Below are 246 nucleotides of genomic sequence, written 5' to 3'. Positions count from 1 at the left end.
AAGACTACCCTGCAGACAAGGCGGGCTTACAGGCGGGAGATATCACTACCGAAGTAGGTGGTACGAAAATCGAATGCTATGAAGGCGATCCGCGTGACTTGCTAAAAGGAAATGCAGGCTCTAGGGTAGCAGTGAGCTACAAACGTCAAGGAAAAACACAAGAAACAAGTATCGAATGTGGTGCTGTGGAAGTAGATGCTGTACCGTATTGCAAATTAAGTAACGGCGATATAGGTTACATTGTAC

At 45.9% G+C, this 246-nt stretch carries 1 protein-coding gene; it reads left to right on the top strand.

Annotated elements, in window-relative coordinates; translation table 11 throughout:
• Nucleotides 1–246, top strand: a 246-nt coding sequence (locus ACY2RS_RS15725) for a PDZ domain-containing protein (protein ID WP_490099605.1), incomplete at both ends; no start/stop codon positions are given.

It is taken from the genome of Patiriisocius sp. 208BN25-11, from assembly GCF_058147145.1.
The sequence above is the reverse complement of the archived record's forward strand: the minus strand, read 5'-3'. Positions and strand labels throughout refer to the sequence as shown.